This is a genomic window from Streptomyces sp. NPDC013457 (assembly GCF_043089925.1).
Lineage (GTDB): Bacteria > Actinomycetota > Actinomycetes > Streptomycetales > Streptomycetaceae > Streptomyces.
In genome coordinates, this window is the sequence record NZ_JBICBL010000004.1 from 318132 (window position 1) to 343174 (window position 25043).

The following is a 25043-nucleotide window of genomic DNA, read 5'->3' on the forward strand; positions in this document are numbered from 1 at the left end:
AGGTAACAAAGCGCCGGATTGCCCACCCCGAGTGGGTGGAAGGCTCCCCCGGTACACCCCCGAACACCCCCGTACACCCCGGCACACACCCGTACGTACATCCCGTAGACCCGCCATCCGAGTGAACGCGGACAGGAGCGGCCATGCCCGCAACCCGCAAGCCGTCGACGGAGCTACAAAGAGCGCACCACCACCCGCACCCCCGTACCCCCTCAGGTGATGCTGTGAATCCGCTCATGGGACGCATTCCCGTTCTGGACGTCCGCCCGCTGGTCGACTGCGGCCGCCGGCCCGCGAAGGCGGTGGCCGGCGAGACCTTCGAGGTGTCGGCCACCGTCTTCCGCGAGGGCCATGACGCCGTCGCCGCCAATGTCGTGCTGCGCGGCCCGTCCGGCCGGCCCGGGCCCTGGATCCCGATGCGCGAACTCGCCCCCGGTACCGACCGGTGGGGCGCCGAGGTCACGCCGGACACCGAGGGCCGGTGGACCTACACGGTCGAGGCGTGGAGCGACCCGCTGGCGACCTGGCGGCACGCCGCGAAGATCAAGATCCCGGCCGGCATCGACTCCGAGCTCGTGCTCGCCGAGGGCGCCGAGCTGCACGAGCGCGCCGCGAAGGGCGTGCCGAAGAAGGGCGGCGGCCGTGAGGCGGTGCTGGCCGCGGCGGACGCCATGCGGGACGAGTCCCGTTCGGCCGCGGCGCGGCTCGCGGCGGCGCTCGCCCCGCGGGTGACCGAGACCCTGGACCGGCACCCGCTGCGCGAACTGGTCAGCTCCTCCCCCGCGTTGCCGCTCCAGGTGGAGCGGGAGCGGGCACTGTACGGCTCCTGGTACGAGTTCTTCCCGCGCTCGGAGGGCGTGAAGAAGGTCCGGGGCCGTACGAAGCCGGGTACGTTCCGTACCGCGGCGGAGCGACTTCCGGCCATCGCGGCAATGGGTTTCGACGTCGTCTATCTCCCGCCCATCCACCCCATCGGCACCACTCACCGCAAGGGCCCCAACAACGCGCTCTCCGCGAGCCCGAACGACGTCGGCGTGCCGTGGGCGATCGGCTCCCCCGAGGGCGGCCACGACGCGGTCCACCCGGACCTGGGCACCATCGAGGACTTCGACGCCTTCGTCGCCCGCGCCCGCGAGCTGCGCCTGGAGATCGCGCTCGACTTCGCGCTCCAGTGCTCACCGGACCACCCGTGGGTGGAGAAGCACCCGGAGTGGTTCCACCACCGCCCGGACGGCTCGATCGCGTACGCCGAGAACCCGCCGAAGAAGTACCAGGACATCTACCCGGTGGCGTTCGACCGGGACATGGACGGGATCGTCGCGGAGACCGTCCGGGTGCTCCGGCACTGGATGGACCACGGTGTACGGATCTTCCGCGTCGACAACCCGCACACCAAGCCCGTCGTGTTCTGGGAGCGGGTGATCGGCGAGATCAACGGTGCCGACCCGGACGTGATCTTCCTGGCGGAGGCCTTCACCCGGCCCGCCATGATGCACACCCTCGGTGCGATCGGCTTCCAGCAGTCGTACACGTACTTCACCTGGCGCAACACCAAGGCCGAGCTCACGGAGTACCTGACGGAGCTGTCCGGGGACGCGGCGGCGCACATGCGGCCGAACCTCTTCGTGAACACCCCCGACATCCTGCACGCGTACCTCCAGAGGGGCGGCCGGCCGGCCTTCGAGGTACGGGCGGTGCTCGCGGCCACCCTCTCGCCGACCTGGGGCATGTACGCGGGGTACGAGCTGTGCGAGGGCGCCGCGCTGCGGGAGGGCAGCGAGGAGTACCTGGACTCGGAGAAGTACCAACTCCGGCCCCGCGACTGGGAGTCGGCCGAGCGTACCGGCGCCTCGATCGCGCCTCTGATCACCACGCTCAACCGGGTCAGGCGGCGCCATCCGGCTCTGCGCCGACTGCGGAACCTGCACTTCCACGCCACGGACAACGACGCGGTGATCGCGTACAGCAAGCGATCGGGTTCGAACACCGTTCTGGTGGTCGCCAACCTCGATCCTCACCACACCCAGGAGGCCACGGTCTCGTTGGACATGCCGGAGCTCGGCCTCGACTGGCACGAGACCGTACCGGTGCGCGACGAGCTCACCGGAGAGACCTATCACTGGGGCAGGGCCAACTATGTGCGCCTCGAGCCGGGCGTCACGCCCGCGCACGTCTTCGCCCTGCGACCGTCCCCGTCGACCGGAGGGTCACCCACACCATGACAGTCAACGAACCCGTCCCTGACACCTTCGAGGACACGCCTGCCAAGGACCGTGACCCGGACTGGTTCAAGCGGGCCGTCTTCTACGAAGTGCTCGTGCGGTCCTTCCAGGACAGCAACGGGGACGGCGTAGGCGACCTCAAGGGCATCACGTCCAGGCTGGACTACCTGCAGTGGCTGGGCGTCGACTGCCTCTGGCTGCCGCCGTTCTTCAAGTCCCCGCTGCGGGACGGCGGATACGACGTCGCCGACTACACGTCCGTGCTGCCGGAGTTCGGCGATCTCGCCGACTTCGTGGAGTTCGTGGACGCGGCGCACCAGCGCGGCATGCGCGTGATCATCGACTTCGTCATGAACCACACGAGTGACGCGCACCCGTGGTTCCAGGAGTCGCGCGCCAACCCCGACGGCCCGTACGGGGACTACTACGTCTGGGCGGACGACGACAAGCAGTTCCAGGACGCGCGGATCATCTTCGTCGACACGGAGACGTCGAACTGGACCTTCGACCCGGTGCGCAAGCAGTACTACTGGCACCGGTTCTTCTCGCACCAGCCGGATCTCAACTACGAGAACCCGGCGGTGCAGGAGGAGATCCTCTCGGCGCTGAAGTTCTGGCTGGACCTCGGCATCGACGGCTTCCGGCTGGACGCCGTGCCCTACCTGTACCAGCAGGAGGGGACCAACTGCGAGAACCTGCCGGCCACCCATGGCTTCCTGAAGCGGGTCCGCAAGGAGATCGACGACCACTATCCGGACACGGTGCTGCTCGCCGAGGCGAACCAGTGGCCGGAGGACGTGGTCGACTACTTCGGGGACTTCCCCTCGGGCGGCGACGAGTGCCACATGGCGTTCCACTTCCCCGTGATGCCGCGGATCTTCATGGCGGTACGGCGGGAGTCGCGCACCCCGGTCTCCGAGATCCTGGCCAAGACCCCGGCGATCCCGGACGGCTGCCAGTGGGGCATCTTCCTGCGCAACCACGACGAGCTGACGCTCGAGATGGTCACGGACGAAGAGCGCGACTACATGTACGCGGAGTACGCCAAGGATCCCCGGATGCGGGCGAACATCGGCATCCGGCGGCGGCTCGCCCCGCTGCTCGACAACGACCGCAAGCAGATGGAGCTGTTCACCGCGCTGCTCTTCTCGCTGCCCGGTTCGCCGGTGCTGTACTACGGCGACGAGATCGGGATGGGCGACAACATCTGGCTCGGCGACCGGGACGGGGTACGGACCCCGATGCAGTGGACGCCCGACCGGAACGCGGGCTTCTCGTCCTGCGATCCGGGCCGGCTGACGCTTCCGGCCATCATGGACCCGGTCCACGGTTATCAGGTCACGAACGTGGAGTCGGGGATGGCCTCGCCGTCGTCGCTGCTCCACTGGACGAAGCGGATGATCGAGATCCGTAAGCAGAACCGGGCCTTCGGGCTCGGCTCGTACACGGAGCTGCCGTCGTCGAATCCGGCGGTGCTCGCCTTCCTCCGGGAGTCCGGCGACGATCTCGTGCTCTGCGTGAACAACTTCTCGCGGTTCGCGCAGCCGACGGAGCTCGACCTGCGGCAGTTCGACGGGATGAGCCCCGTGGAGCTGATCGGGCAGGTGCGGTTCCCGGCGATCGGACAGTGGCCGTACCTGCTGACGCTGGCGGGCCACGGCTTCTACTGGTTCCGGCTGAAGAAGGCCCGTTCGGCCAAGAGCTGACCGAAAATCGCCCAACTGCCCGGGGTGGGGCGGGTTTCCCCCGCGTCACCCTGGGCACTGTGTCCCACACACGGTCGATTCAGGTCCATACGGGCCTTCTTGTCGGGCCCATATGGATCTTCCCCTCCCGACACGTCCCGCACTTCCGGACAGTCGATGCTGCCATCCGGGACACTCTGCGCATTTGAACTCGATTCACGCGAACTCGATTCTGCGCCCCCCGGGGAAAGGACGCGATGCCATGCCGGAGACCGCATCCACCACCCGGGCCCCGGCCGCCCTCCTCCCGTCACTCGCCCCCCTGCTCCATGAATGGCTGCCCCGGCAGCGCTGGTTCTCGGGCAAGGGCCGCCGGGTCACCGGATTCACGCTGGAAGCGGCCACCGAGCTGCTGCCGCTGGACGGCACGGGACCCGGGCTGCTGCACCTGCTCGTACGGGTCGAACAGCCGGGACGCCCGGCCGGGACGCCCGCCGACTGCTACCAACTGCTCCTGGGCGTACGGACCCAGCTGCCGCCGCGCCTCGCCCCCGCCCTGATCGGGCGGATCCGGCAGGGGCCGCTGGCCGGCCGGGCCGTCTACGAAGGGCTGCGGGACCCGCGGCTCGCCGGACTGCTCTACGAGCGGCTGCGCACACCGGGCCGGATCGGCCCGCTGACGTTCCACGGCTCGGCGCCGCTGCCCGCATCGCTCGCACCGAGGGTCCTGGACGCCGAGCAGTCCAACTCCTCGCTCGTGTACGGCGATGCGTACATCCTGAAGATCTTCCGACGGGTCAGCCCCGGGGTGAACCCGGACCTGGAGCTGCCACTCGCGCTGGCCCGGGCCGGCTGCGCGCGGGTGCCGGCACCGGTGGCCTGGTTCGAGTCGGGCGCGAACACGCTCGGCGTCCTCCAGCCCTATCTGCGGGACTCGCGCGACGGGTGGCGGCTCGCCCTCGACGCGCTGGCGGAGGGCCGGGAGTTCACCGCCGAGGCGCGCGCGCTCGGACGGGCGACGGCCGAGGTGCACCTCGCACTGGCGACGGCGCTGCCGACCGAGCGGCTGCGGCGGACGCAGGCGGAGCATCTGGCCGGGGAGATGGACCAGCGGCTGCACGCGGCGGCGCAGGCGGTGCCGGCGCTGCTGCCGTACGTGCCCGGGCTCCGGGCGGTCTTCGCGGCCGCCGGGGACACGGTGGGCGCGGGGCGGCTGCAGCGGGTGCACGGCGATCTGCACCTGGGGCAGACGCTGCGGGCGACGGACGGCGGCTGGGCGGTGATCGACTTCGAGGGCGAGCCCGCGAAGCCGCTCGCCGAGCGGTGCCGTCCGCAGCCGGCGGTCCGTGACGTCGCGGGGATGCTCCGCTCCTTCGACTACGCGGCGCGCACGCACCGCCCCTGGAAGCCCGAGTGGGCGGCGCGCTGCCGGGCGGCGTACTGCGCGGGGTACGCGGAGGCCTCGGGCACGGACCCGCGCACGGACCCGGCTCTGCTGTGCGCGTACGAGACGGACAAGGCGGTCTACGAGGTCCTCTACGAGGCCCGTCACCGCCCGGACTGGCTTCCGGTCCCCATGGCCGCGATCGAACGCCTCGCGGGAGCGGAGTGAACCCGGACCCCCGCCGTGGGCGTGCGCAGCCCGTTCGGCGGAGTGTCCTGTGCGGGACCCGCGCCGTTGCGGTTGCGTGGGAACCGGCGCATCTTCCTCGGCCCATCCTTCCGACACTTCTGCAGGAGGCATCCCCGTGACCGCCCGATCCGCTCGTAAGACGGCAGCGCCCCCGGCCAAGACGCCCGCACCCCGGGCCGCCCAGGAGGTAAGGAAGGCGCCGCCGCTCGATCCCGGGGACCGGGCGAGGCTGCTCGCCGGCGAGCACCACGACCCGCACGCCCTCCTCGGCGCGCACCCCGTCCGAGGCGGCGTCGCGATCCGGGTGCTGCGCCCGTACGCCCGTGAGGTCGCGGTCCTCGCCAAGGGCAAGCGCGTCGTCCTGCACGACGACGGCGACGGTCTCTTCTCGGGGCTCCTGCCGCTGCTGCGCAAGATCCCCCCGTACGAGCTCCGGGTCCGCTACGACGGCGACGAGCTGCCCGTGGAGGACCCGTACCGCTTCCTGCCCGCGCTCGGCGACCTCGACCTGCATCTGATCGGGGAGGGCCGGCACGAGGAGCTGTGGAAGGCGCTCGGCGCGCGGCCGATGGTCCACCAGGGCGTCACCGGCACCCGGTTCACGGTCTGGGCCCCGAACGCCCGCGGCGTCCGTGTCACCGGCGACTTCACCCACTGGGACGGCACCGCGCTGCCGATGCGCTCGCTGGGCGCGACCGGTGTATGGGAGCTGTTCGTGCCCGGGATCGGCGAGGGCGCGGTGTACAAGTTCGACATCACCCGGCCCGACGGCTCCCACACCCTGCGCGCCGATCCGATGGCCCGGCGCACCGAGTGCCCCCCGAACACCGCCTCGATCGTCACCGACTCGTACCACGAGTGGAGCGACGCGCAGTGGATGGCGGGCCGTGGCGCGCGCCCGCACCACGAGGCGCCGTTCTCCGTCTACGAGCTCCACCTGCCGTCCTGGCGGCCGGGCCTGACGTACCGCCAGCTCGCCGAGCAGCTGCCGGCCTACGTCCGCGACCTCGGCTTCACGCACGTGGAGTTCATGGCCGTCGCCGAGCACCCCTTCAGCGGCTCCTGGGGCTACCAGGTCACCGGCTTCTACGCGCCGACGGCCCGTATGGGCACGCCCGACGACTTCAAGTACCTCGTCGACGCGCTGCACCGGGCCGGGATCGGCGTCCTGATGGACTGGGTGCCCGCGCACTTCCCGCGCGACGACTGGGCGCTCGCCGAGTTCGACGGCCGGCCGCTGTACGAGCACGAGGACCCGCGCCGCTCCGCGCACCCGGACTGGGGGACGCTGGAGTTCGACTACGGCCGCAAGGAGGTGCGGAACTTCCTGGTCGCCAACGCGGTGTACTGGTGCGAGGAGTTCCACCTCGACGGTCTGCGCGTGGACGCGGTCGCCTCGATGCTCTACCTCGACTACTCGCGTGAGAACGGCGAGTGGCTGCCGAACGAGTTCGGCGGGCGGGAGAACCTGGACGCGGTCGCGTTCCTCCAGGAGATGAACGCGACGGTCTACCGCCGCTGCCCCGGTGTCATCACCTTCGCCGAGGAGTCGACGGCCTGGGACGGCGTGACGAGGGCGACCGACCAGGTCGGTCCCGGCGGCTTCGGCGGTCTCGGCTTCGGCATGAAGTGGAACATGGGCTGGATGCACGACTCCCTGGGCTACGTCTCCAAGGAGCCGGTGCACCGCAAGTACCACCACAACGAGATGACGTTCTCGATGGTGTACGCGTACAGCGAGAACTACATCCTGCCGATCTCCCACGACGAGGTCGTGCACGGCAAGCAGGCCCTGGTGTCGAAGATGCCCGGCGACTGGTGGCAGCAGCGCGCCAACCACCGCGCGTACCTGGGCTTCATGTGGGCTCACCCGGGCAAGCAACTGCTCTTCATGGGGCAGGAGTTCGCCCAGGGTGCGGAGTGGTCGGCCGAGCACGGGCCGGACTGGTGGCTGCTCGACCCGTCGTACGGCGCGGAGGCGGACCACCGGGGCGTACGGGACCTCGTGCGCGATCTGAACACGGTGTACGGCGACACCCCGGCGCTGTGGGAGCGCGACACCGTCCCCGCGGGCTTCCAGTGGGTGGTCGGCGACGCGGCCGAGGACAACGTCTTCGCCTTCCTCCGCTACGACGCCGAGGGCTCTCCGCTGCTCGCGGTCTGCAACTTCTCCCCCGTGGTGCGGCACGACTTCCGGTTCGGGGTCCCGGACACGTGCGCCGCCTGGGTGGAGGTCCTGAACACGGACGAGACACGGTACGGCGGCGGTGGCGTGGTGAGCACCGACCCGGTGAAGACCGAGTCGGCGCCCTCCCACGGCCGTTCGGCGAGCGTGCGGATGACGCTGCCGCCGCTGGCGACGGTCTGGCTCAGGCCCGCCTGACGATCCCCAGCCGCTGGGTGGCCCGGGTCAGCGCCACGTACAGGTCGTTGATGCCGTGCGTGGCGCCGGCCCGGATGCCGTCCGGGTCGACGACGAGGACCGTGTCGAACTCCAGGCCCTTGGCCTGACGGGGGTCGAGCAGGACCACGGGGCGGGTCAGGTCGGGCGCCGCGCCGTGCGAGGCCTCCGGCAGGGCCGCGATCAGCTCCGCGTGGAGCTCCGGCGGGGCGATCACCGCGAGGCGGCCCTCTTCCCGCGTCTCGGCGGCGACGGCGTCGGCCACCTCCTTCACCGGGTCCTCGACGGTCCGCTCCCAGGGCTCGACGCCCGTGGTGCGCACCGAGCGGGGCGGCTCGAAGTCCGGGTCGGCCTCGCGCCGGACGCCGGCGGCGACGGCCATGATCTCGGCGGGGGTGCGGTAGTTGACGCCGAGCCGTACGAGCTCCCAGCGGTCGTCCACGTACGGCGTGAGGATCCGCTCCCACGCCCCGACGCCCGCCGCGTCGCCGGTCTGCGCCGGGTCGCCGACGAGGGTCATCGAACGGTTGGGGCTGCGGCGCATCAGCAGCCGCCAGGCCATCGCGGAGAGCTCCTGCGCCTCGTCGACGATGATGTGGCCGAAGGCCCAGGTGCGGTCGGCGGCGGCGCGTTCGGCGGCGCTGCGGTGGTCGGCCTCCTCATGGCGCTCGGCGAACCGCTCGGCGTCGATGATGTCGTGCGCGGCGAGGACCTCGGCGGCGTCCTTGTCCTGCTCCTCCTTGTCCTCGAACTCGTAGGTGCGGGAGGCGTAACTGACGTCGAGCACGCCCTGCGCGTACCGGATCTGCTTCTCCCGCTCGGCCTCGGCGGCCGCGCGGGCGGCGGAGTCGTCCACGCCGAGGAGTTCGGCGGCCTCGTCGAGCAGGGGTACGTCGGCGGGGGTCCAGGGCCCTTCCTCGCGCCGGATCGCAGCCGCGTCCTCTTCGGTGAGGTGGGTGGGCTCGGCGAGGTAGTCGGCGAGGAAGGACTCGGGGGTGAGGTGCGGCCACAGGGTGTCGACGGCCGCGTGGACCTCGGCGCTCGCGGCGATGCCCTTGGCGAGCAGGGCGATGTCGTCGGGGCCGAGGAAGTTGGGGCCGCCGTAGGGGTCGGCGCCGATCCGGTCGGCGAGCTGCTCGGCGAGGGCGTCGAGGATGTTGAAGACGAAGTAGGGGCGGGCGAGGTTGTGCGGCAGGGCGGTCTCGCGGGCCTTGTGACGGGCCTCCAGGGCCATGTCCCAGTCGATGACGAGGTCGCCGTCGTCGTGCGGGACGACGAGCGGCTCGCCGCGCTCGGGGACCTGCTGCCGGTCTCGTACCGCATGGGCGAGGGCCTCGGCCATCGTGGCGGCGCCCTTGACGGCGGCGGCGCGCGGGGCGTCCGTACCGGTGGCGCGGACGCCGGGGAAGAGTTCGGCGGGGGTGGCGAGCAGGACGCCGGTCTCGCCGAGGGAGGGCAGGACGTTGCCGATGTAGCCGAGGAAGGCGGGGTTGGGCCCGACGATGAGGACGGCGCGCTTGGCGAGCTGCTCGCGGTGCGCGTAGAGGAGGTACGCGGCACGGTGCAGGGCCACGGCGGTCTTGCCGGTGCCGGGGCCGCCCTCGACGACGAGGACGCCGCGGTGCGGCGAGCGGATGATGCGGTCCTGCTCGGCCTGGATGGTCTGCACGATGTCGTGCATGCGTCCGGTGCGGGCCGCGTCGAGCGAGGCGAGCAGCACCTCGTCGGCGTCCCGGTTCTCGTGCCCGGTTCGGGTCCGGTCGGCGAGGTCGAGGACCTCGTCGTGGAGGGCGGTCACCTCGCGGCCCCTGGTGGTGATGTGCCGGCGGCGGCTGAGGCCCATCGGCTCGTACCCGGTGGCGAGGTAGAACGGCCGGGCGACGTCGGCGCGCCAGTCGACGACGAGGGGGGTGCGGTTCGGGTCGTCCTTGCGGACGCCGATCCGGCCGATGTGGTGGTCGCGCCCGTCCTGGAAGACGAGCCGCCCGAAGCAGAGGCCGCTCTCCCCCGCGTTGAGGGCGCCGAGCACTCCGGACTGTTCGGCGACCAGCACGTCACGTTCGAGGCGTCCCTGGTTGCCGACCCAGGGCGTCTTCAGGGCCTGCCCGACGGCCGCCTCGGCCTGGTCCCTCAGGTGGTCGAGTCGTGCGTAGAGCTCTGTGATGAATTGCTGCTCTTTCCGAAATTCCTCGGTTGACAATTCGACTCCCGGCGCGATACAGTGCGTTTATTGAACTTCTCCGCGTCTTCTGTTGTGCCTTGTTGCGCATAGACACGGAATCCATGAATATACGCGAGTTCCAGCCCCGACTGCAATTCTAGTCGGGGTATTTTCATGTCTCATGGGGAGAGGCACGGGGAAGGGCGCGGCACCCAGGGGGCATGCCGCTCGGTCGTCTGGACCGGGTCGAGGCCCGACTGGCCGCCTGGGGCGCGCGGGACGAACTTCGGGTCGCCGGACTGTGCCACGCCTTCTACGGCACGGACGGCTTTTCCGAGCATCTGCTGCCGCTGGAGGAGCGCGAGGTCCTGGCGGCGGCGATCGGCCGAGGATCTCGTGTACTTCTACGTGAGCTGCGACCGGGAATTCTCGTACGCGCGCATCGGGAGCGAGGACGGTCCCTTCCGGGACCGGTTCACCGGCGAACTCGTTCCGCCGCGAGGGGGACGAACTGTCCGTCGAGGTCGCCTCGGTCGACCTCGTGACGCGCCGCGTGCGGCTCGGGCTCCCCGCATAACGCGGTGCGCGCCGGAGGCGGACCGGCTACCGTCGACCGTATGAAGCGTGCCGCGGTCATCACGACGACGCCGGAGAGTGTCCCGGCGCGCTGACCGCTGTCTTGACGTCACGAAGCCCCGGGGCCGAGCGCCCCGGGGCTTCGTCGTTCCTCCGGCCGCTCGCCCCCGGGCGGCCACCCCCAGGAGGGCGACATGCACCACGACCACCGCAGGCTCGGACGCGAGCTGGACCTGTTCGACACCGACCCGCTGATCGGGGCCGGCCTGCCGTACTGGCTGCCCGACGGAGCCGCCGTACGGCACGCGCTGGAGGAGTACGTACGGGAGGTCGAGCGGCGCGCCGGATACCGGCACGTGTACTCGCCCGTCCTCGGGAAGCGGGAGCTCTACGAGATCTCAGGGCACTGGGCGCACTACAGCGACGACATGTTCCCGCCCATGGAACTCGGCGGCGAGCAGGTCGTCCTGCGCCCCAGTCTCTGCCCCCACCACGCGGTGATCTACCGCTCCCGCCCCCACAGCCACCGCGACCTGCCCCTGCGCATGGCCGAGCTCGGGCCCATGTACCGCTCCGAACTCTCCGGTGTCCTCGGCGGGTTGACCCGGGTCCGGGCCATCCAGCTGAACGACGCGCACATCTTCTGCGCCCTGGACCAGGTCCGGAAGGAGGCCGCGGGCGCGCTGGAGCTGATCCGGAGGGCGTACGAGGCGATGGGCATCGTCCCGGCGCGCTACCGGCTCTCGCTCCCCGGGCCGGGCGGGAAGTACGTCGACGCCCCCGAGCTGTGGCAGCGCTCCGTGGCCCTGCTCCGGGAGGTGCTCGACGACTCGGGGCTGCCGTACGAGTCCGCCGAGGGCGAGGCAGCGTTCTACGGTCCGAAGATCGATGTGCAGGTCGCCGACCGGGCCGGCCGTGAGTCCACCCTGTCGACCGTGCAGATCGACTTCCACCAGCCGGAGCGGTTCGACCTGCGCTACATCGGCGCGGACGGCGCCCGGCACCGTCCGGTCATGATCCACCGCAGTGTCGTCGGCAGTGTGGAGCGTGCCGTCGCCCACCTCCTCGAACAGCACGGCGGCGCGTTCCCCGGCTGGCTGGCCCCCGTCCAGCTGGTCGTCCTGCCCGTCTCGGAGTCCGAGCGGTCCGTCGCCGAGGCGCTCGCCGCACGGTGCGCGGAGCGCGGTCTGAGGGCGGAGGTGGCGGGCCCCGACCGCGGCAGCCTGGGCGCCCGCGTCCGGGAGCACCGCCTCGTGCCGTACCAGGCGGTGGTCGGCGCGAGGGAGGCGGCGGACGGTCTGGTGGCCCTGCGGCTGCGCGACGGCCGCCGACTCGCCCCCCTGCCGGCCGACGAGGCCCTGCGCCGGATCGAGCACCTCATCGGCGCGCACAGCACCGCGCTGTGGGAGGAGGAGCCGCGCCCCGGGTCGGGGGCCGAGTCCCGGTCGTGATCCGGGTCCAGGCCCTGACCCCGGTCCTGCGCCGTCAGCGGTCGACGCCCGTGCCGCGCGCGGGTCCCGGCGTGGGCGGCGGGGGTGTCGTCGGGGTGACGGGACCCGGGGAGGCCGGGGGGCGCGTCGGGGTCACCGTCACGCCAGGCATGAACGCGGCGCCCCTGCCCACCCCTACCGTGGTGTCGCCCTGCTGGAAGGCCCGCGCGGGGGGCCGGTTCGGGACGGGCGGGGCGGCCGCCGGGAGCGGAGGGGCAGCGGGCTTCGCGCGGAAGTCCCCCCGGTCGGTGGTGATGAGCCCGGTGGCCAGGCCCTGCTCCGCAAGGTGCTCGGCGTTCTCCCGGCCGACGGAGTAGCCCCGGCCCGTCTCGCTCGCCTCGTACAGGCTCCGGATGAACCCCTCGGGCGCCATCCGGCCGCCGTACCAGTCCTCCCCGGCGTCGAACCGTTCACGGCCGGTCATCCAGCGGTCGGCGTTCTGCTGCAGGCACTGCTCCTCGGGGACCTCGACGGACAGCACGACACGCTTGTCGTAGCCCTCGTTCTGAAGGTCGTTGAGAAGGTTCGCGGTCCAGCCGAGCGCGCGCAGGGACTGGTCGTAGAGCAGGTTGTAACCCTCGCTACGGGCCCACTGCTCGATCATGTTCTGGACATGGCCCGACTCGCGGTGGACCAGAGAGGCCTTCTCCGACGGGGACAACGCGCGGCCGTCGTGCAGTCGGTCGAGGGAGGCGGGAAGCTCCGGCGCGCCACCGTGCTCGAAGAGCTTCACCTTGAACTCGTCCGGATCGAGGACGACGTAGTCGTCGAGGTCCACACCGTGCAGGCGGCGCAGTTCCTCACCGAGCGCGGTGTCCTGCGACTCCCACAGCGCCATGTTCTTCTGTGCCCTGCCCTTGCCGGAGCCGGGCGCCCCGCCCGTGAAGAGCACGGCGTGGCCGTCGCGGGGCTTGCCCTTGCACTGTTCCTTGAACTGCTCCAACAGGCCGTCGTGCAGGCGCGCCCGGTCGGGAGTCCAGATGCCCTTCGGGGCGTACCGGTTCGTTGTGTCGAACTCCCCTGCCACCGACAGGTCGCCACCGGTCCCCATCCGCTGTTGCAGCTCCCGGTAGAGCGGCTCGTACTCCCCCGTCTCGGGCACGTGCGGTTCTTCCCTTCCCCTGTTCGTCCCGGACACTGCGAGCTCAGACCCCACGCTGCTCGAGAAGCGCCCGGATCACCTCGATGTCGTCGGCGGTGAGCTTGCCGAGCCCCCGCGCCTGGTTGACCACGGCCAGGGTGTTGTCCTGGTGCGTCGGGGCCGTGTGGGTGGGGTCGAACCACTCCTCCTCGAAGTCCCAGGCGGCGATGGCGGCCAGCGCCTCGTCGCGCGGGATCTCACCCGCCGCGTAGCGGTCGATGTACGCGCGCAGCGATGGCTTGTCGGTCATGCCTGTGGCTCTCTTCTCCCGTTGCGACGTCTGCCGTCGTCGTATCAGGCGATCCTGCCAGAGGACTACCGGGCCGCCGGGGTCAGGACGTCCTCCAGGTCGTGGAGGAGGCGGCGCTTCGGGCGGGCGCCGACGATCGACTTCACCGGTTCGCCGGCCCGGAACACCATGAGCGTGGGCGTGGCCAGGACACCGAAGCGGACCGTCGTCTCCGGGTTGCGGTCCACGTCGATCCGGACGATCTTCAGCCGGTCGTGCTCCTCCTCCGCGATCGCGCCGAGCACCGGCTCCAGTTGGCGGCACGGGCCGCACCAGTCCGCGGTGAACTTCACCAGGACCGGGAGGTCCGCCTGGAGCACCTCGTGGTCGAACACCGCGTCCGTCACATCGGTTACGTCGGCCATGGCTCATCCTCCGAGTTCGCAGGTGGGTTCGGGGCCGCCCGGCAGTTCCGCCTCGGCCCTCAGCAGTTGCGCGGCGACCTGTGCGCGTACCGCCTGGAGCTGCTCGACGAGGCCGTCCAGCTCCGCGAGCTTGCGGCGGTACACGTCGAGCGAGGCGGGGCACGCGTCCCCCGCCGGGTGGCCCGCCCGCAGGCACTCGACGAACGGCCGGGTCTCCTCCAGTTCGAACCCGAAGTCCTGCAGGGTCCTGATCTGCTGGAGGAGCCGCAGGTCGTCCTCGTCGTACGTGCGGTAGCCGTTCTCCGTGCGCCGGGCTGCCAGAAGGCCACGGGACTCGTAGTAGCGCAGAGTCCGCGTGGTCGTTCCGGCCCGCTCGGCCAGCTCGCCGATTCGCATGTCCCCGAACGTACGCCTTGACGCCGACGTCAAGGCAAAGGCCCTGTGGCGCGACTGTCCGGCCGGACACGTAGAGTCCGCCTGTTCACAGGGGAGGGGCAGGAGTTCGATGAAGATCAGCAGAACGGTCCGCGCGGCCATCACGGTAGGTCTCATAGGTGCGTTCGTGGGATGCACGCCGCTTGGCCACCGTGCCGGAGAAGCCGGGCCGGACGGAGAAGAGCCGGGCGATGCCCACCCGGCCGTACGGACCGGGACGGCCCGCTACGCGTCCGCCGAGCGGCTGCCGGAGGAGCGGGATCAGGACGGCACGACGATCGTGGTCGGGAATCCCGCGGCTCGTTCGGCGGTGCGCGTGTACGAGGATCCGCGGTGCCCGGTCGTCGAGGAGTACGAGCGCACGGGCGCCGAAGGTCTCCAGAAGCTACTGCTCACGGGAGAGATCAGGGCCGAGTACACCTTCGCCTCCTTCAAGGACGAGCGTCTCGGAGGCGACGGCTCGAAGCGCACGGTGAACGCACTGCGTGCCGCTCTGGAGAAGCAGAAGTTCGTCGAGTACCACGCGGTGATCTTCGAGAACCAGGCCGCCGTGGAGAGCAGCGGCGGGTTCACCACCGAACGCCTTCTGAAGCTGGCCGACGAGGTTCCGGGGCTTCGCGATGAGACCTTCGACCTGGCGGTCAGGACGATGAGGTACCGCTCGTTCGTCACCGCCTCCCAGCAGGCCTACGAGAAGACCGGCGACGATCCCATCGGCCCGGGCACACCCACGGTCGTCGTCAACGGCAACAACATCGACGGCGGTCTGTACGGGGTCAATTTCGACGCGAACCTGTTCACGCTCCTGGTAGGGGACCTCCACAGGCGCCCCGGTGCATGGGACGCGGTCTACAAGCCTCTGAAGGAGAAGGCGGAGGCCGAGGCCGCCCAGTCCTGACACGGGGGTGGCCCGACGCCCTCGGCGTCGTGCGCGGGGGCGGCCGGCGGGATGTCGGGCCTCGTTCACGGCGCCGGGGGCAGGAGCGGTTTGCGTTCCACCGGGGACGACAGGACGATCGACGTGGTCGTCCGGCCGAGTGCCGAGGTCTGTTCCAGGACGTCTTCGAGGTGGAGGGTGTCGGTGACGGCGACCTTGAGGATCCAGCAGTCCTCGCCGACGACGTGGTGGGCCTCCAGGACCTCCGGGCGGCCGGTCAGCTCCAGTGTTCTGGGGTGTCTGAGGGTGTAGCCGCCGTGCGGGTCGACGCGGATGAAGGCCCGGATGCCGTAGCCCAGGCGGGCCGGGGAGACGTGCGCGCCGTAGCCGGTGATCGCCCCGCAGGCCTCCAGTCTGCGGACCCGCTCGGTGACGGCCGCGGGGCTCAGCCGGACGCGGCGGCCGAGTTCGCTGAGCTTGATCCGGCCGTCCTCCTGGAGGAGTTCCAGGATCTGCCGGTCGATGGGGTCGAAGGCCCCCGCCGAGGTTTCGTCGGCGGCAGGGCGCGAATGCCGTGGTTCCTTCGGTGCGGCGGCCTGGACTCCCATGTTTCCCCCTTCAGTCAACGAGCGCTCAACGTAACACTTGTCGCATGAACGTATTGATCATCGGCGGAAACCGCTATTTCGGAAAGCGTCTGACGTTCCGTCTGCTGGAATCCGGGCATGGCGTGACGATTCTCAACCGGGGTTCTTCGGGTGTTCCGAAGGGCGTGGACCATCTGATCGCCGACAGGAACGACGAGGCCGCTCTGGAAAGCGCGCTGGGCGACCGGGAATTCGATGTCGTCGTCGACCAGGTCTGTTACACCCCGCGTCAGGCGGCGATCGCACGGCGGGTTCTCGGGCCGCGCACACGGCGCTATGTGATGACGTCGACGGTCGAGGTGTACGCGTACGAGAACGCGGCCGAACCCGTACGGGAGGAGGCGGTCGACCCGCGCACCGTCATCGTCGATCCCGATCTCCCCTGGGACGACCCGGAGTTCCTCGGCACGCACTACGGAGAGGGGAAGCGGCAGGCGGAGGCGGTCTTCGCGGCCGGGCCCGCGTTCCCGTACGTGGCCGTAAGGGTCGCCCATGTGCTGGGTGGCGAGGACGACTTCACCGGCAGGGTCGGCCATTACGCGGATCGTATCCGGGCCGGCGAACCGATCTCGGTCCCCGCGGAGAACCATCCTGCCACCTATGTGTACGTGGAGGAGATCGCGGAATTCCTGGCCTGGGCGGCCGAGGCGTCGTTCACCGGGCCGGTCAACGCGCATTCCCACGGCCCGCTCACCACCGCCGACATCTGCGCCGAGATCGAGCGCCGGATCGGGGGCCGGACCGTTTTCCGGGAGGTCGAGGTCGGCGAGGTGTCGCCCTTCTCGTTCGCCCGCTCGTACGGAATGGACAACTCCAGGGCGACGGCGCTCGGATTCTCCTTCCGCCGTTCCACGGAGTGGCTGGGGCAGGCCCTCTCCGAGACGCTGGGGGTGCGCTGATGCGGTACCGCGTGCTCGGGGACGTACGGGTCGGCGAGGTCGGTCTCGGGGCCATGCCGCTCTCCATCGAGGAGCACCCCGACGAGGCCCGCGCCCTGGCCACGGTCCACGCGGCGCTGGACGCGGGCGTGACGCTGCTCGACACCGCGGACTCCTACCACCCGCCGGGTGGTGAGCCGGGCGCCGGCGAGCTGCTGCTGGCGCGGGCGCTGGCCGCGTACGGGGGTCGCGGCCGGACCGGGGACGTGCTCGTGGCGACGAAGGGCGGGCGCGGACGGACCGCCGACGGCGGCTGGACGGTCGACGGGAGGCCGGAGCATCTGCGGCGGGCGGCCGAGGCGTCGGCGCGGCGGCTCGGCGTCGAGGCGATCGGGCTGTACCAGCTCCACAAGCCGGACCCGGCCGTGCCGTACGCCGAATCGCTGGGCGCGATGAGGGAGTTGCTGGACGCGGGCACGATCCGGCTGGCCGGGATCTCGAACGTGGACGTCGACGGGATCCGGCTCGCCCGGGAGATCCTGGGTGAGCGGCTCGTCTCCGTACAGAACCGGTACTCACCGGCGGTCCGGTCCTCCGAGCCGGAGCTGCGGCTCTGTGCGGAACTCGGTCTCGCGTTCATGCCGTGGAGCCCGCTGGGCGGGATCTCGCGCAGCTCGCTGGACGGGGCGTCGGCCCTGGAGGCGGACCCGGAGTCCGGGGCGTTCCACCGGGTGGCGCGGAAGCGCGGGGTGAGCCCGCAGCGGGTGGCGCTCGCCTGGCTGCTGGCCCGCTCGGAGACGGTGCTGCCGATCCCGGGGGCGAGCCGGCCGGAGACCGTGCGGGATTCGGCGGAGGCCTCCGAACTCGTGCTCAGTACACGGGAGTTGGCCGAGCTGGACCTTCGGTGATCCTTCGGTAGTCGAAGACACCGAACCCATTGACGGGCTCGGTGTCTCCATCTACAAAAGCTTCCTGAGAGCGCTCTCACGCCCTCAACCCCCACCGGAGGTGTTCTCCTTGAGCCGCGTCCGACGCACCCCTCTTCTCGCATCGCTCCTCGCCGGCACTCTTGCCGCGGGCGCCCTGCTCGGCCTGGGCGGGGCCGGCACCGCCAGCGGCGCCGTACCCCCGGCGCCCGGCTGGTCGCTCCAGTGGAGCGACGACTTCGACGGCCCCGACCGTTCCCTGCCCAACGGCGCCGACTGGCAGATCGACACCGGCCACGGCTATCCGGGCGGCCCTGGCAACTGGGGCACCGGAGAGATACAGAACTACACGTCGAGCCCCGACAACGTGCGCCTCGACGGCACCGGGAACCTCCGCATCACCCCCCTGAAGGACGGCGCGGGCAACTGGACCTCGGGCCGGATCGAGACGAAGCGGGCCGACTTCAAGGCTCCGGCCGGCGGGACCCTCCGCATCGAGGGCCGGATTCAGATGCCGAACGTGACGGGTGACGCCGCCAAGGGCTACTGGCCCGCGTTCTGGGCGCTCGGCGCCCCCTACCGGGGCAACTACTGGAACTGGCCCGCCATCGGCGAGTTCGACATCATGGAGAACGTCAACGGCATCAACTCGGTCTGGGGCGTGCTGCACTGCGGCGTGAACCCCGGCGGGCCGTGCGGCGAGACCACCGGTATCGGCGCCAGCCGCGTCTGCCCGGGCGCGAGCTGCCAGTCGGCCTTCCACACGTACCGTTTCGAGTGGGACCGTTCGGTCTCCCCCAACGAGCTGCGCTGGTACGTGGACGACCAGCTCTTCCACAGCGTGAACGAGACCCGGGTCGGCGCCCAGGCGTGGGCCGACATGACCAGCCACGCGGGCTACTTCCTGCTGCTCAACGTGGCGATGGGCGGCGCCTTCCCGGACGCCCTGGGCGGTCCGACGCCGACGGCCGCGACGGTGTCGGGACGGCCGATGCTGGTCGACTACGTGGCGGTGTGGACGAAAGGCGGCGGAACGACGACCCCGCCGACGACCCCGCCGACCACTCCGCCGCCCTCGGGCTCCTCGCAGCTGTACCTGCGGACGGGTTCGAGCGCCGGGGACGCCCAGGCGGCCGCCTCGACCGTCTCCCTCGCCTCGGCGGGCGGAGGGAACCACGACGGCGCGCCGGCCAACCCTCAGGTCTTCACCTCCGGTCCGGTCACGCGGACGTACAACGGCGGTGCGACCCAGTTCGACCTGTTCGTGGACGCGGGGGCGGTGGTCGCCAACGGGCAGCAGGTGCGGGTCAGTTACGACCGTACGGGCGACGGGAGCTGGGAGCGGGTGGAGACGTACCAGTACTTCGCGACCGATCCGGTGCCGGGGTACGAGCACTACACCCAGGCGAGCGGCCTGAAGTCGGCGACCGGCAGCCACGGGAACCTGACGAACGGACGGGTCCGGGTCGAGGTGTGGAACGCGATCGGGAACGGGCCGAGCACGGTCGGCGTGGGGAACCAGTCGGTGGTGCGGATCCCGTTCTCCTGAGCGGTGACCGACGCGGATCGGTGAGGCGGGACGGCGCTGCGGACCCGTGAGGCGGATCGGTGACCTACGGGAAAGGCGCCCCCGGCCGCGTGAGCGGCCGGGGGCGTCCCGTACCCCGGAGCCCGGATCCGGCTCAAGGCCCGGGAGCCGGGGTGGTCTCCGGATCCATGTGGTGGATCCAATGTCCAGGATCCCGTGTCCGGAATCATGGATTTCGGACATTGGATCCTGGATCCGATATCGCTCAGACGCTCGCGCGGGCCTTCTCGTCGCCCTTGCCGAGGCGCTGGTCCGGTACGTCCGACTCCTCCTCCGGCTCCGGCAGACCCGCGTGGTCGTCGACGAGGGTCTTCTCGTCGAACGGAACCCGCCCAGCGAGCACCTCCGTCACCCGCTGCCTGTCGATCTCCTTGGTCCAGGTGCCGACGAGGACGGTCGCGACCGCGTTGCCGGCGAAGTTCGTCAGGGCCCGGGCCTCGCTCATGAAGCGGTCGATGCCGACGATCAGGCCGACGCCGTCGACGAGCTCGGGGCGGTGCGACTGCAGACCGCCGGCGAGGGTCGCCAGGCCCGCGCCGGTGACACCGGCTGCGCCCTTCGAGGCGATGATCATGAAGACCAGCAGGCTGATCTGCTCGGCGACGGAGAGCGGGTTGCCCATCGCCTCGGCGACGAAGAGCGAGGCCATCGTCAGGTAGATCGCCGTGCCGTCCAGGTTGAAGGAGTAGCCGGTCGGGACGGTGATGCCGACGACGGGCTTGCTGACACCCAGGTGCTCCATCTTCGCGATGAGCCGCGGCAGCGCGGACTCGGAGGACGAGGTGGAGAGGATCAGCAGGAACTCGCGGCCCAGGTACTTCAGGAGCGTGAGGATGTTGACGCCCGCGACGATCCTGAGGATCGCGCCGAGCACCACGAAGACGAACAGGGCGCAGGTGACGTAGAAGCCGATCATGATGACCGCGAGCGACTTCAGCGCGTCGATGCCGGTCGCGCCGACGACCGCGGCCATGGCACCGAACGCGCCGATCGGCGCGACCCACATGATCATGGCGAGGATGCGGAAGACCAGCCGCTGGATGTGCCCGATGCCGCGCAGCACGGGCTCTCCGGCCCGCCCCATCGCCTGGAGGGCGAAGCCCGCGAGGAGGGCGACGAGCAGGGTCTGCAGGACCTCGCCCTCGGTGAAGGCGGAGACCAGCGTCTTGGGGATGATCCCGAGCAGGAAGTCAGCCGTCGATTCGCTCGCCCCGTCCGCCTGCTGGGCGCCCGCCTCGGCGACCTCCTTGGTCAGGTGGAGGCTGGAGCCCGGCTCCAGGACGTTGCCGACGACCAGGCCGATGGCGAGGGCGACGGTGGACATCACGAGGAAGTACCCGAGCGCGAGCCCGCCGACGGCTCCGACCTTCGCGGCCTTGCGGACCGAGCCGACGCCGAGAACGATCGTGCAGAAGATGATCGGGGAGATCATCATCTTGATCAGGTTCACGAAGCCGGTGCCCAGCGGCTTGAGCTCGACGGCGAAGTCCGGCGCCACGAAGCCGACCGTGACGCCGAGGATCACGGCTCCGATGACGGCGAGATACAGATAATGGGTACGGTCCCGGCGTGCGGCCACGGGGTCCTCCTCGTGCTGATGGATGTCCACGTCCCGGTGGATCCCAGCGAATATCCATCAGCCTGTGACCCGGGTCACGCTTGCGTTCGTTTCGTTCACGGCCGGACTGTCACACTGTCCGGCATGCGCATACCCGTCCCCCGTCCACGGAGCCTCGCCGGCCAGCTCTTCGCGATGCAGGTCGTGCTGGTGGCGGCGATCGTGGCGGGGTGCGCGGTCTTCGCCTACCTCACCGACCGGGACCAGGCCGAGGAGACCGCGCGCCGCCAGGTCACCGCGCTCGCGACGGCCGTCGCCGAGTCCCCCTCCGTGGTGGAGGCGGCGGGCTCCCCCGACCCGAGCTCGCGGCTCCAGCCGTACGCGGAGTCGCTGCGGATCCACTCCGGGGTTGCCTTCGTCGTGATCATGGCGCCCGACGGCACGCGGTGGACACATCCCGAGCCGGACCAGATCGGCCGCACGTACCTCGGCCACATCGAGCCGGCCCTGCGGGGGACGACCTTCTCCGAGACGCACCTGGGCACGCTCGGCCGCTCGGTGCGCGCGGTCGCGCCGGTGCTCGACGACGGCCGGGTCGTGGGCCTGGTCAGCTCGGGCATCACCATCGAGAAGATCAGTGAGCAGGTACGGGAACAGGTCGTCGCGCTCCTGGGCATGGCGGGGGCGGCGCTCGCGCTCGGCGGCGCCGGTACGTACGTGATCAACGCCCGGCTGCGGCGGCACACGCACGGGATGAACGCGACGGAACTGAGTCGGATGCACGACTACCACGAGGCGGCCCTGCACGCGGTGAGCGAGGGCCTGGTGATGCTGGACGGGCAGCGGCGGATCGCGCTGATCAACGACGGGGCGCGCGAGCTGCTCGGCCTGGACGCGGAGGTGGTGGGCCGGTCGGCCGCGGATCTGGGCCTTCCGGTCTCGCTCACCAGCGCGCTGCTCGCCTCCGAGCCGCGGGTGGACGAGCTGCATCTGACGGCGGAACGTGTACTCGTCGTCAACACCCGCCCGGTGGTGGGCGGGGAGCGCCGCGGAACGGTGGTGACGCTCCGGGATCGCACCGAACTCCAGGCATTGTCAGGTGAGTTGACGTCGGAGCGGGGGTTCACGCAGGCGCTGCGCTCGCAGGCCCACGAGGCGGCGAACCGGCTCCACACGGTCGTCTCGCTGATCGAACTCGGCCGGGTGGACGAGGCGGTGGGCTTCGCCACGGCGGAGCTGGAGCTGGCCCAGGCGCTCACCGACCGGGTGGTCGACGCGGTCGGTGAGCCGGTCCTCGCGGCGCTGCTCCTGGGCAAGGCGGCGCAGGCCAACGAGCGGGGTGTGGAGCTGGTCCTGACCGAGGACAGCCGGATAGACGACGGGCTCCTGCCGCCGGAGATCCCTTCGCGGGACCTGGTGACGATCCTCGGCAACCTGATCGACAACGCGGTGGACGCGACGAGCGGCACCCCGCACGCGCGCGTGACGGTCACCGCCCGTACCCGCGACGGCGAACTCCTCCTCCGGGTCTGCGACACCGGGCCGGGGATCGCCGAGGCCGACCGCGAGACGGCCTTCGACCGCGGCTGGTCCACCCACGGTCCCGGGCGGGGTCTCGGCCTCGCCCTGGTCCGCCAGGCGGCCACCCGCGCCTCGGGCACGGTGGTCCTGGCCGACCCTCCGGAGGGCGGCGCCGAGTTCACCGTACGCCTGCCACTGGTACGGGAGCGGGCCGATGGCGGGACGCCGGGGCCGAGGCACCATGACGGGGGCGGGACGAGCAGGGAGGTTCCCGTATGAGCCAGGACATCCGCGTACTGGTGGTCGAGGACGACCCCGTCGCAGCCGACGCGCACGCGCTCTACGCCGGGCGGGTGCGAGGGTTCACGGTCGTCGGGGTCGCGCACTCCCGGGCCGCCGCCGTGCGCGTCCTCGACCGCGCGCCCGTCGACCTCATCCTGCTCGACCTCTACCTCCCGGACGGTCACGGCCTCCAGCTGCTCCGCTCGCTGCGGGCGGGCGGGCACTCCGCGGACGTGATCGCGGTGACGTCGGCCCGCGATCTGGCGATCGTGCGCGAGGGGGTGTCCCTGGGTGTCGTCCAGTACGTCCTGAAGCCGTTCACCTTCGCGACGCTGCGGGACCGGCTCACCCGGTACGCCGAGTTCCGCGCCACCGCCGGCGAGGCGGCCGGGCAGGACGAGGTGGACCGCGCCCTGGCCACGCTGCGGGCGCCGCAGCCGGCCTCGCTCCCCAAGGGCCTGAGCGCTCCCACCCTGGAGGCCGTCACCCGCACCCTCCGGGACGCCGCGGACGGCCTGACCGCCACGGAGGCCGCGGCGGCCGTGGGGATATCCCGGATCACGGCACGCCGCTATCTGGAACACCTGGTCACGGACGGGCGCGCCGCCCGGGCTCCGCAGTACGGTCAGATCGGCCGCCCGGAGCTCCAGTACCGGTGGATCACGACCATCGTCCGCTGACCGGACGGCGATCCTCGGTCACCGAACCCATGGGTGATCACTACGGATGGTTACCGTCGAGTTCCCATGTTTCTACGACTTCTGGCCTTGGGTGAACGCACCGTAGCCCACGGTCACGTGGCGCACCTACGGTGTGGGGCGTGCACCACACCCCTCCCTCCCCTCCCTTCAACGCGCTCGCCGCACGTCAACTGCGCGAAGGCCTCGGCATGGCTCCCGGCCATGTCGCCTACGGTCTCCGCGCGCAGTACGGCCTCGCCACCACCCCCGACATCGTCGTCGCCTGGGAACGCGGGCGCCTCGCCCCCACCGCGCAGGAGCTCACCGCACTCGCGGGTGTCCTCTGGTGCGCCCCCGGCGAGCTGATCGCGGCCGCCACCACTCTTCGCGAACACCGGATCGCCCGGGGCATCGGCCTCGACGACCTGGCCCGGCATGTGGGTCTCGACGCTGCCGCCTACACGCGCATGGAGGACTCGGGCCGCTGGCGCGGCAACGAACGCCAGACCGGCGCCCTCGCCGAGGCGCTCGGCCTCGGACCGAAGGAACTGCTGCAGGCGACCGGCCGCGACGAGGAGCTGGCGGGGCTGCTGCGGGACGCGGCCACGACGCGCTGGCAGGCGTACGTCCGCCCTGTGGCGAAGCTGCTGCCGCTGACGAAGCGGGTCCTAGAGCCCGCGCTCCAGCGTCTGCACACGGACTACCACGCCAGGATGGCGGCCACCAGCAGCTGGGGCGCCTCAGGTGGCAGCGGGGAGTCCGGCCGGGAGTACCTGGACGGAATCGTCCAGCACTTCTGGGACGCCGTCGGCCCGTAGAACGCCCGGCGGGGACGGTGTTCCCGTCGGTAGGGTCGGGACATGGACATGATCAATTCATCCGCGAACCGCCTTGACGACAGGGATGTCGCGGTGGCCGCGGTGCGCGCCGGCTCGGACGTCGTACGCACCCTGTACGGTCGGCGGCTCGCCCGTATCGACAAGGGCGACGGGGACTTCGCCACCGCCGCCGACGTGGCGGCGGAGCAGGCGATCCTCGACGTCATCCGGGCCGCTCGGCCCGACGACTCGGTGCTCGGCGAGGAGAGCGGGCGGCAGGGTGCGGCCGACGCCGCGCGCCGGTGGCTGGTGGATCCGCTCTGCGGAACCCTGAACTACGCCGTCGGCAACATGCTCGTGGCCGTCAACGTGGCGCTGCGCGACGGGGCCGCGGCGGTGGCCGACCCGTTCAGCGGCGAGGTCTTCTTCACGGACGGCAAGGCCGCCTGGGTGCGGCGCGGGGGCGACGGAGACGGAGACGGTGAGTGGTCCGTCACGCCGCTCGCGCCGACGCCCGCCACCAGCCTGGTGGACGTCAACCTCGATCCGCCGTTTCCGAGCGCACCGGGGTTCCGGGCGGTGGACCTCCTGGCCCACCCCCGCTTCGTCGAGCGGTTCCGGCCGCGGGTCGTGTCGTCGACGCTGGCGCTGGCCTGGGTCGCGGCCGGCAGGCGGGCCGCGTACGTCACCGACGGCGGCGACCTGTCGGGCAGCGTGCACTTCGCTGCGGGCATCGCCCTGTGCCGGGCCGCCGGCTGCGTCGTCACCGGGATCGACGGCGGCCCGGTCGGCGCCGGCGGCCGGGGGCTCGTGGCGGCGGCCGACGCCGAGACCCACGACCAGCTGATGTCGATGATCCGGGGCTGATCG

21 protein-coding genes are annotated in these 25043 nt (G+C 71.2%); 14 read left to right on the forward strand and 7 right to left on the reverse strand.

Translation table 11 applies throughout. The features are described 5' to 3' along the window. The first annotated feature begins 236 nt into the window (after nucleotides 1–236). From ACF1G2_RS13255 to glgB, 4 genes are all read left to right on the forward strand, one after another. Complete coding sequence (locus tag ACF1G2_RS13255) at nucleotides 237–2222, forward strand: alpha-1,4-glucan--maltose-1-phosphate maltosyltransferase (protein WP_391798360.1); 1986 nt, start codon at nucleotides 237–239, stop codon at nucleotides 2220–2222. Then, nucleotides 2219–3928: a maltose alpha-D-glucosyltransferase gene (treS, locus tag ACF1G2_RS13260; protein WP_391798361.1), complete on the forward strand. Its 1710-nt coding sequence runs from the start codon at nucleotides 2219–2221 to the stop codon at nucleotides 3926–3928. The genes ACF1G2_RS13255 and treS overlap by 4 nt, the downstream gene beginning before the upstream one ends. A gap of 241 nt (nucleotides 3929–4169) precedes the next feature. Beyond that, on the forward strand, nucleotides 4170–5519 hold the full coding sequence (locus ACF1G2_RS13265) for a maltokinase (RefSeq protein WP_391798362.1): 1350 nt from the start codon (nucleotides 4170–4172) through the stop codon (nucleotides 5517–5519). A gap of 136 nt (nucleotides 5520–5655) precedes the next feature. After that, a complete protein-coding gene (gene glgB, locus ACF1G2_RS13270) occupies nucleotides 5656–7923 on the forward strand; it encodes a 1,4-alpha-glucan branching enzyme (protein ID WP_391798363.1) in 2268 nt (755 codons plus the stop codon). On the opposite strand, the gene ACF1G2_RS13275 is transcribed toward glgB, so the two are convergent. After that, nucleotides 7910–10141: a HelD family protein gene (locus tag ACF1G2_RS13275; protein WP_391798364.1), complete on the reverse strand. Its 2232-nt coding sequence runs from the start codon at nucleotides 10139–10141 to the stop codon at nucleotides 7910–7912. The genes glgB and ACF1G2_RS13275 overlap by 14 nt on opposite strands. 182 nt (nucleotides 10142–10323) lie before the next feature. Here ACF1G2_RS13275 and ACF1G2_RS13280 point away from each other — a divergent pair, with 182 nt between their 5' ends. Then, nucleotides 10324–10647, forward strand: a complete 324-nt coding sequence (locus tag ACF1G2_RS13280) for a DUF6817 domain-containing protein (RefSeq protein WP_391798365.1) — start codon at nucleotides 10324–10326, stop codon at nucleotides 10645–10647. 225 nt (nucleotides 10648–10872) lie between these two features. Beyond that, on the forward strand, nucleotides 10873–12129 hold the full coding sequence (gene thrS / locus ACF1G2_RS13285) for a threonine--tRNA ligase (RefSeq protein ID WP_391798366.1): 1257 nt from the start codon (nucleotides 10873–10875) through the stop codon (nucleotides 12127–12129). Between the two features lie 34 nt (nucleotides 12130–12163). On the opposite strand, the gene ACF1G2_RS13290 is transcribed toward thrS, so the two are convergent. From ACF1G2_RS13290 to ACF1G2_RS13305, 4 genes are all read right to left on the reverse strand, one after another. Continuing rightward, the gene (locus tag ACF1G2_RS13290; RefSeq protein ID WP_391798367.1) at nucleotides 12164–13270 is read right to left on the reverse strand and encodes a zeta toxin family protein; all 1107 of its coding nucleotides are present in this window, start codon (nucleotides 13268–13270) and stop codon (nucleotides 12164–12166) included. A 43-nt stretch (nucleotides 13271–13313) separates the two neighbouring features. After that, nucleotides 13314–13559, reverse strand: a complete 246-nt coding sequence (locus ACF1G2_RS13295; protein ID WP_391798368.1) for a hypothetical protein — start codon at nucleotides 13557–13559, stop codon at nucleotides 13314–13316. A gap of 65 nt (nucleotides 13560–13624) precedes the next feature. Then, nucleotides 13625–13963 carry a thioredoxin family protein gene (locus tag ACF1G2_RS13300; protein WP_391798369.1) on the reverse strand — a complete coding sequence of 113 codons (339 nt, stop codon included), beginning with the start codon at nucleotides 13961–13963 and terminating at the stop codon, nucleotides 13625–13627. Between the two features lie 3 nt (nucleotides 13964–13966). Further along, nucleotides 13967–14359 carry a MerR family transcriptional regulator gene (locus tag ACF1G2_RS13305; RefSeq protein WP_215066265.1) on the reverse strand — a complete coding sequence of 131 codons (393 nt, stop codon included), beginning with the start codon at nucleotides 14357–14359 and terminating at the stop codon, nucleotides 13967–13969. A gap of 109 nt (nucleotides 14360–14468) precedes the next feature. On the opposite strand from ACF1G2_RS13305, the gene ACF1G2_RS13310 reads away from it, so the two are divergent. Further along, nucleotides 14469–15296, forward strand: a complete 828-nt coding sequence (locus tag ACF1G2_RS13310; protein ID WP_391798370.1) for a DsbA family protein — start codon at nucleotides 14469–14471, stop codon at nucleotides 15294–15296. 65 nt (nucleotides 15297–15361) lie between these two features. On the opposite strand, the gene ACF1G2_RS13315 is transcribed toward ACF1G2_RS13310, so the two are convergent. Then, a complete protein-coding gene (locus tag ACF1G2_RS13315) occupies nucleotides 15362–15883 on the reverse strand; it encodes an Lrp/AsnC family transcriptional regulator (protein WP_391798371.1) in 522 nt (173 codons plus the stop codon). 44 nt (nucleotides 15884–15927) lie between these two features. Between ACF1G2_RS13315 and ACF1G2_RS13320 the strand changes: the two genes are divergently transcribed. From ACF1G2_RS13320 to ACF1G2_RS13330, 3 genes are all read left to right on the forward strand, one after another. Beyond that, the gene (locus ACF1G2_RS13320; RefSeq protein WP_391798372.1) at nucleotides 15928–16821 is read left to right on the forward strand and encodes an NAD-dependent epimerase/dehydratase family protein; all 894 of its coding nucleotides are present in this window, start codon (nucleotides 15928–15930) and stop codon (nucleotides 16819–16821) included. After that, nucleotides 16821–17708 (forward strand): aldo/keto reductase, encoded by an 888-nt coding sequence (locus tag ACF1G2_RS13325; protein ID WP_391798373.1) that lies wholly within the window; start codon nucleotides 16821–16823, stop codon nucleotides 17706–17708. The genes ACF1G2_RS13320 and ACF1G2_RS13325 overlap by 1 nt, the downstream gene beginning before the upstream one ends. Before the next feature lie 109 nt (nucleotides 17709–17817). Then, nucleotides 17818–19275 (forward strand): glycoside hydrolase family 16 protein, encoded by a 1458-nt coding sequence (locus tag ACF1G2_RS13330; RefSeq protein ID WP_391798374.1) that lies wholly within the window; start codon nucleotides 17818–17820, stop codon nucleotides 19273–19275. Between the two features lie 244 nt (nucleotides 19276–19519). On the opposite strand, the gene ACF1G2_RS13335 is transcribed toward ACF1G2_RS13330, so the two are convergent. Further along, nucleotides 19520–20893: a cation:dicarboxylate symporter family transporter gene (locus ACF1G2_RS13335; protein ID WP_391798375.1), complete on the reverse strand. Its 1374-nt coding sequence runs from the start codon at nucleotides 20891–20893 to the stop codon at nucleotides 19520–19522. 123 nt (nucleotides 20894–21016) lie between these two features. Here ACF1G2_RS13335 and ACF1G2_RS13340 point away from each other — a divergent pair, with 123 nt between their 5' ends. From ACF1G2_RS13340 to ACF1G2_RS13355, 4 genes are all read left to right on the forward strand, one after another. Continuing rightward, complete coding sequence (locus ACF1G2_RS13340; protein WP_391798376.1) at nucleotides 21017–22672, forward strand: ATP-binding protein; 1656 nt, start codon at nucleotides 21017–21019, stop codon at nucleotides 22670–22672. Then, entirely contained in the window at nucleotides 22669–23355 is a 687-nt protein-coding gene (locus ACF1G2_RS13345; protein WP_391798377.1) for a response regulator, read from the forward strand. The genes ACF1G2_RS13340 and ACF1G2_RS13345 overlap by 4 nt, the downstream gene beginning before the upstream one ends. A 209-nt stretch (nucleotides 23356–23564) precedes the next feature. After that, nucleotides 23565–24173, forward strand: a complete 609-nt coding sequence (locus ACF1G2_RS13350; protein WP_391798571.1) for a helix-turn-helix domain-containing protein — start codon at nucleotides 23565–23567, stop codon at nucleotides 24171–24173. 48 nt (nucleotides 24174–24221) lie between these two features. Further along, entirely contained in the window at nucleotides 24222–25040 is an 819-nt protein-coding gene (locus ACF1G2_RS13355; RefSeq protein ID WP_391798572.1) for an inositol monophosphatase family protein, read from the forward strand. Nucleotides 25041–25043 lie beyond the last annotated feature (3 nt).

Coding starts and splice junctions, on each gene's coding strand:
- ACF1G2_RS13255 (WP_391798360.1), top strand. CDS start 237: ATGGGACGCATTCCCGTTCTGGACGTCCGCCCGCTGGTCGACTGCGGC.
- treS (WP_391798361.1), top strand. CDS start 2,219: ATGACAGTCAACGAACCCGTCCCTGACACCTTCGAGGACACGCCTGCC.
- ACF1G2_RS13265 (WP_391798362.1), top strand. CDS start 4,170: ATGCCGGAGACCGCATCCACCACCCGGGCCCCGGCCGCCCTCCTCCCG.
- ACF1G2_RS13280 (WP_391798365.1), top strand. CDS start 10,324: ATGCCGCTCGGTCGTCTGGACCGGGTCGAGGCCCGACTGGCCGCCTGG.
- thrS (WP_391798366.1), top strand. CDS start 10,873: ATGCACCACGACCACCGCAGGCTCGGACGCGAGCTGGACCTGTTCGAC.
- ACF1G2_RS13295 (WP_391798368.1), bottom strand. CDS start 13,559: ATGACCGACAAGCCATCGCTGCGCGCGTACATCGACCGCTACGCGGCG.
- ACF1G2_RS13300 (WP_391798369.1), bottom strand. CDS start 13,963: ATGGCCGACGTAACCGATGTGACGGACGCGGTGTTCGACCACGAGGTG.
- ACF1G2_RS13305 (WP_215066265.1), bottom strand. CDS start 14,359: ATGCGAATCGGCGAGCTGGCCGAGCGGGCCGGAACGACCACGCGGACT.
- ACF1G2_RS13310 (WP_391798370.1), top strand. CDS start 14,469: ATGAAGATCAGCAGAACGGTCCGCGCGGCCATCACGGTAGGTCTCATA.
- ACF1G2_RS13315 (WP_391798371.1), bottom strand. CDS start 15,883: ATGGGAGTCCAGGCCGCCGCACCGAAGGAACCACGGCATTCGCGCCCT.
- ACF1G2_RS13320 (WP_391798372.1), top strand. CDS start 15,928: ATGAACGTATTGATCATCGGCGGAAACCGCTATTTCGGAAAGCGTCTG.
- ACF1G2_RS13325 (WP_391798373.1), top strand. CDS start 16,821: ATGCGGTACCGCGTGCTCGGGGACGTACGGGTCGGCGAGGTCGGTCTC.
- ACF1G2_RS13340 (WP_391798376.1), top strand. CDS start 21,017: ATGCGCATACCCGTCCCCCGTCCACGGAGCCTCGCCGGCCAGCTCTTC.
- ACF1G2_RS13345 (WP_391798377.1), top strand. CDS start 22,669: ATGAGCCAGGACATCCGCGTACTGGTGGTCGAGGACGACCCCGTCGCA.
- ACF1G2_RS13350 (WP_391798571.1), top strand. CDS start 23,565: ATGGCTCCCGGCCATGTCGCCTACGGTCTCCGCGCGCAGTACGGCCTC.
- ACF1G2_RS13355 (WP_391798572.1), top strand. CDS start 24,222: ATGATCAATTCATCCGCGAACCGCCTTGACGACAGGGATGTCGCGGTG.